The sequence below is a fragment of the Pseudovibrio sp. WM33 genome (assembly GCF_001623165.1).
Taxonomy (GTDB): Bacteria; Pseudomonadota; Alphaproteobacteria; order Rhizobiales; family Stappiaceae; genus Pseudovibrio.
Window position 1 is genome coordinate 1 of the sequence record NZ_LMCK01000145.1, and the last position, 5,926, is coordinate 5,926.

The 5,926-nt window shown below is 51.0% G+C and carries 3 protein-coding genes; all 3 read right to left on the reverse strand.

Features of this window, described 5'->3' with window-relative positions:
- Positions 1–546: 546 nt before the first annotated feature.
- Positions 547–1,161, reverse strand: coding sequence for a TetR/AcrR family transcriptional regulator (locus tag PsWM33_RS25175; protein WP_063302058.1), 615 nt, complete (start codon positions 1,159–1,161; stop codon positions 547–549).
- A gap of 11 nt (positions 1,162–1,172) precedes the next feature.
- Entirely contained in the window at positions 1,173–2,030 is an 858-nt protein-coding gene (locus PsWM33_RS25180; RefSeq protein ID WP_063302059.1) for a crotonase/enoyl-CoA hydratase family protein, read from the reverse strand.
- Between the two features lie 319 nt (positions 2,031–2,349).
- Positions 2,350–5,574 carry a 2Fe-2S iron-sulfur cluster-binding protein gene (locus PsWM33_RS25185; protein WP_063302060.1) on the reverse strand — a complete coding sequence of 1,075 codons (3,225 nt, stop codon included), beginning with the start codon at positions 5,572–5,574 and terminating at the stop codon, positions 2,350–2,352.
- Between the last annotated feature and the right edge of the window lie 352 nt (positions 5,575–5,926).

The window sequence follows — 5,926 nt, forward strand, 5'->3', positions numbered from 1 at the left end:
CGGCATCGGCATCGGCATCGGCATCGGCATCGGACAAACCGTAAAGCCGTCACCTTAAATCAAGTCAGCAAACATTTAACTCAGCACACCCAGGTCCAAGAGAACGCTCAATTCAACCCGGCACCGCACCCATCACAACAAGAAGGTTCCGTTTTAGCCCGATACTGCACGCACCACGACAAAAGCGCGTTCGCATCAGCCCTGCACTTCACCGCATCCCCTTGCGCCTACAACAACCAGTCGCATGTCACTCATCACGTCCCCCAAGCCTTCAAATCAAACCAGCTCCAAATATCAACCCAATCTCGACAACCAAATCACCGCCAACAAAGACTCAAGGGGAACATTACAGGAATGGACCGAGATCAAAACAAGCCTCACTATCAAAGCCAACACCAGACAACCCGACTATCGGTAAAGCCCGAGTTCTTTGATAATCGAATAATGAATTTGTTAAGTAGATCGCGCTCTGCTGTAGGCTATTTTACATTTCGCCAAGCTGGAATGCACCATCCGGCTTTCATATAGAAAGGAGGCAAGGGCCAATCATCGAAGTAAAAATTGCTCCAACAGGTAGCGCCCGTCATAGTCCCAGTGAGACAACCGGCCAGTATGCCCCATCACTAACAACCCCATGCAATGCGCAATCGCACCAGCCGGCCATTCCGGAGACCGTCCTCCAGCACGAGCGCACCCCTCAATCAATGCAATCACCCTACTAACTTGCACGTTAAGAACACCATCAAGCTCACGTCCCAATCCAACTCGCTTCAATCCACTGAACACATACAAACCCAAAGCAAGATCATCCGGGCGTCCATTATAGAAATCAAAGAATGCAAGTACACCAGCCTGAGCCTTCTCTTCTATAGATAAGCAGGTTTCAATGGCCTCAGTAACGTTGATATGCAGCTGCTCTAGCGCTTCTTGTAAAACAGCACAGTAAAGCTCTTCTTTGCCATGAAAGTAGGGGTAGATTGCACCGGTTGTACATCCGGCAGTTCTGGCAATGGAGCGCATCGAAGCCCCGTCGAGACCTTCTTTTGTGAAAACATCACGTGCAGCATTCACAATGAGCGACCGGCGTGCCCCTCTCAGGTGATCTGCCCGCATTTGGCGGGCATCAACCTTGGTGCTTTCTTGATCATGTAAATCAGGCATCGTTTCTCACATTAAAGAGGCGCATTAATCGGGCGATTAGCGGTCCAATCAAATGTGCCCTGATCACGCTCGCGAACAGCCTGTTTCCAAGACACGTCTTCCGCCCGCTGTTTGAAATTCATGCCTTCAGGGCTATGGCGCGTAATACCATCAAAGAGCGTCGCTATCATTTGCGTCTGGTAAAGCCCCATGGACTCAATCGCCTGGTTGATCATGAGTTTTTGCATCATCAGCTGGTTCACCGGAATACCAGCCATCCGTTCAGCAAGCTTTTCAACTTCCTCATCAATTTGATCTGAGGGCACAGCTTTATGGATCAGACCAATTCGCTCTGCCTCTCGACCATCAATTTTGTCGCCAGTCAACAGCATGCGTTTTGCACGTTCCGGGCCAAGCCGATAAACCCACATTGCAGTTGTAGGACATCCCCACACTCGGACCGGCATGTAACCAATATGCGCATCCTCTGCCATAACAATCATGTCAGAACACAATGCAATGTCGGAACCACCAGCAACGGCGTGGCCGTGCACTTTTGCAATGACAGGCCGATAACTGCGCCACAACGACATAAATAGATCTGTGTTTTGTTTCATGAAGGCATAATCCTTCATAGGGTCCCAGGGCATTTCCTGAACACCCGGATTACTTCCCTCCGTTTCAGCATAAGCCGTCAGGTCATATCCCGCACAAAACGCAGGCCCATTACCGCCAAGCACAATGACATGAACACCGTCATCTGAGTTCGCCCGTGCCACACAAGCCGCCAGCTCTTGCGGAATATCCATATCAATAGCATTCATCACCTCAGGCCTGTTCAGTGTGATGCGTGCGATACGGCCATCTTTTTCATAAAGTACCTTAGTCATAGTTCCCTCCCATAACGACTCAATAAAAATATAACGCCGTTATATTTGAGGGAATTGGCCAATGGGAGAACCCAGCAGCCCAATCAACCTCTGGAATTTTCAGCCCTTAAAGTTGCTCTAAGTTCGGTTGAGCATTACGGCCCAACAGCAATATGGGCGTAATCCACCGATCTGGATGAATGTATGCTCTCGCCAATTCAGAAATCTCGATAAATAGCGCGCATTCTAACTTAGCTACAGGAGAGCACTAGAAAGTTATAAGAGGCGGAAACAACAGCTCCCACCTCAAAACGTCAAAACCACATCATAAAAAATTCGTCTAGAGCTCAAGTCGAAGCTCAGCGCCCTCATTCTTCGCCCGGGAACAGCACAAAACCAGAGTGTCTTCTTTTTCTTTCCCACTCAGCACAAAGTCACGATGCTCCACTTCGGCACCTTGATATTTGGCCGTGCAGACCCCGCAAATGCCATCCGAGCATTTGGTTGGCACAGAAATTCCCTTCTCATTCAGGACATCAGCTGCGCTCTTGTCCTCCGGGATCTCAATACGCTCACCCGTTGACGCCAGTTTTACAAAAAAGCTTGTGTTGACATAATCACCCTGATCCGGAACCGAGAAATACTCTTTATGCAGGCTCTCCTCAGACCAGCCTTGAGCAGCAGCAGTCTCCAGCACTCCATCCATAAAGACATCCGGACCACACGTGTAAACATGATAGCCGTCTTCAAAGTCAGCCAGAATTGTACTCAGATTTGCCCGCGTTCCTTCACTGGAACAATGAATGAAAGCCTTATCCGCCCAAGGTGCTCGCTGAATTTCATCGATGAACCCAGCCTTGTGGCGATGACGGAAACAGTAGTGCAACTCAAAAGGCTTCCCAAGCACATGCAAACGATGCGCCATTGCAATCATTGGTGTCACGCCAATTCCACCACCAAAGAGTAGGGTTTTCTTTGCATCTTCATGCAACGGAAAATGATTGATCGGCTTGGAGATGAAAACCCGGCGTCCTTCATCGAAGATCCGGTGCATGAGCGCTGAACCGCCGCGCCCCTCTTTTTCTTCCAAAACACCAATCACATATTTACTGCTGTCTGCCGGATCGCCCGCCAGTGAGTATTGGCGCAAAAACTCAGGAGCCACAACTACATCAATATGCGCTCCGGCTTCAAACACAGGCAACGGCGAGCCGTCGTCCAGCATAAACTCGTAGCGGGATACACCTTCCGCTTCCACATCCACCTTAGACAGGCGAACTGCTAAGACCGGAGACGAACTCGCACTGACCTCATAAACAGGAGCCAGGTCATTCGACCCAGCAGCAAGGCGGGCTTTGTATTCTTCAGCTGAAATCATACCCTGATAGGCCTTGATCCCAGCTTCCCGGTCCATCATGAACGGAAATGGCCATGGATGCGGCGCAAGATTGGCTGGATACACCGCCAGCGTCTGATCTTCATATTTAAGATCAAGGTCGAGCTGCAATTCGCGCGCATTGGTCTCTTCAGCAATCACATAATTACCATCACTGCTCGCAACCAGATCCCACCACCACTTTTTGACAGGGTTTATGGATCCGTTGCCAAGCTTGTCATCCAGCTTGGCAAGAACTTTGGCAGAAGATGGCATCTTCATTGCTGTCCAGCGGAACGGAGCTTCGCTGAACAATCCTTCAAGATTCCACGGACATGTTTTCATGCAGCGACCACACAAGGATCCCGCTGGCTGGGACACACGGTAACGCGCGCACTTCTCAGAGTCTGACTTCCAGATCTCGTAGCCATTGAACATACGTTTCGGCCCAGCTGTGATCGCCCCAGATGGACACTCACGCGCACATTTATTGCAGCTTTCGCAAAAGCGTTGCAGGCCAAAATCAATTGGCTTGTCGTAGGTGAACGGCATATCCGTCGTCACCACGCCAGATTTTAAGCGCGGGCCAAGGTAAGGGTTCAGAATAACCTCGCCAATACGGCTCACTTCACCAAGACCAGAAAGCAGTAACAGCGGTGGCTGAAGAACTTCACCATCAACGACAGAATGACAGCGGGCCGGATACCCCAGGCGGCGGATTTGCTCGGCAACGATACCGCCAATAATGGAGGTTCGCAGATACGCTCGCATCGACTGTGCACCGGAGATCCAATCATCTCCGCTTGCGCCCTCCATCGTCTCATGCCCTTGATCCACCAGAATGGAGATCGCGTTTTTATGGTAAGGCGTAATTGGCTCACCGCGTGCATCATGAGAATAGTAGGCGTGATCTGGGCAGCGGGATAGGCCAACCGCATCAGCACCAAGGAAATAGAGTGCCGACTTTACGTTGGCCGCATTTTTATCCGGGTCCACGGCACTCGGCGGAACTTCAGAGGCGGTCTCACCATCTTGCAGCAAGATCAGCGCGGCAAGCGCACGGCGGGCGCAGTACCCCATCGGGTTTTTGGCGAGATAACCGCCATTTTTGGCAGCTTCCTGAAGGGACTTACCCATGTCGCCAAAAAGAGCACGCGCAAACATGTCCGTCCGTTTGGGGACACGTGGCACGCGCGGCTCGTCAATAAAGGTCGTTGTTTCATTAACCCGCTTGATCTTCTCAAACGGGAACGCCCCCATGTGGTAATCGCGGTTCTCAAACGGTTTGCGATTAAAGGCATTCTTGAATGTCCCCATTCCCAACTGCCATGCAGGGCCGTGAGAACTCCAGACATCCGCTAGTTTCCGTGGTGCAAGCGGCTGATCAGGTGTCAGTTCAAGCGTGGTCGTCACAGCTGCCAGTGTAAACTCGCGGCCAACATATGGATTGGAAACGACTGTTTCACTTTCTTTCTCAAGCACCTCCACCAATCCGGCAGAAACCGCCAGCCGGTTCAAATCCACATCAGCACTGCTCGTGGTATGCGCACGCGCCTCAACACCCAACAGGCGCAGGTAGTTGGCCAGAACCACAGCCACTTCAGCCGCGCGGATAGCAGAACGCTGCTCGCAGGTACCCACAATCCAATCACCACCTGGCTCATCAGCTCTCGGCTCACGCGGATGCTCCATCAGCACCACAAGCGCAGAGCCATGATGTGTCACAGGTCCGGGGGTGGATGCCGCACTATCGCGGACATCTGCCATGGTCACATCAATGCCAGCTGCCAGAGTCTTGGGCTGAAAGGTCTGAAGATCTTTTGCGAGCTTATCCAGATCAGGATTACGCAGCGATCGCTCAAGAAAATGATCAGGAACCAGATCACACGTACCCATCATAGTGGCATCGAAGAAATAACCAGCAGCTTTGAGGTGATTAGCCCTCTCCTGCGGATCATCCGGGATCTCTGAGGGCTTGGCGTTGTGTGCCCCATCGCGGATCGCATCCATGATCGCGCTGAAGGATGCCATCGAGTTGCTCAGGATCTCTGGATTATCGGCCTGTGAGAAAACCGTTGGCATCACCTCGGGCACAAGCCTCAGATCAACCGCCTCATGCGTCCGCTTCAATCGTTCAGAAGGATATGGCCCAAGATGAACCTTTCTGTTTTTGTAGGAAAACAGACGCATATTACTCTCCCCCAGCCGGCTAGTTTGGCGATACTATTATGTCCCGGCTTATTAGTTCTTGCAGTAGCTCAGTCCTCCCCGACCAAACCACTACGAAAATTCATCAATTAACTCTTAGGCATTGCTGAGCTCATGTCAACATTAAGCGCCTTCATCACGACGACTTGAAAGAAAACGCGCAGCCAGACGACAATATAATTGCCATCAAGATGATCACAATTGAGTTTTTCACTCAAAACACTCAGAATATAAGGAGATACTGCCAGCATCCTAAACCCTTCAGACAGACAAATCAGTCTCAATGAAATTCATCCTGAGCAGCCCCATTTGAGTGGTCCAGATTGAAAGTTAG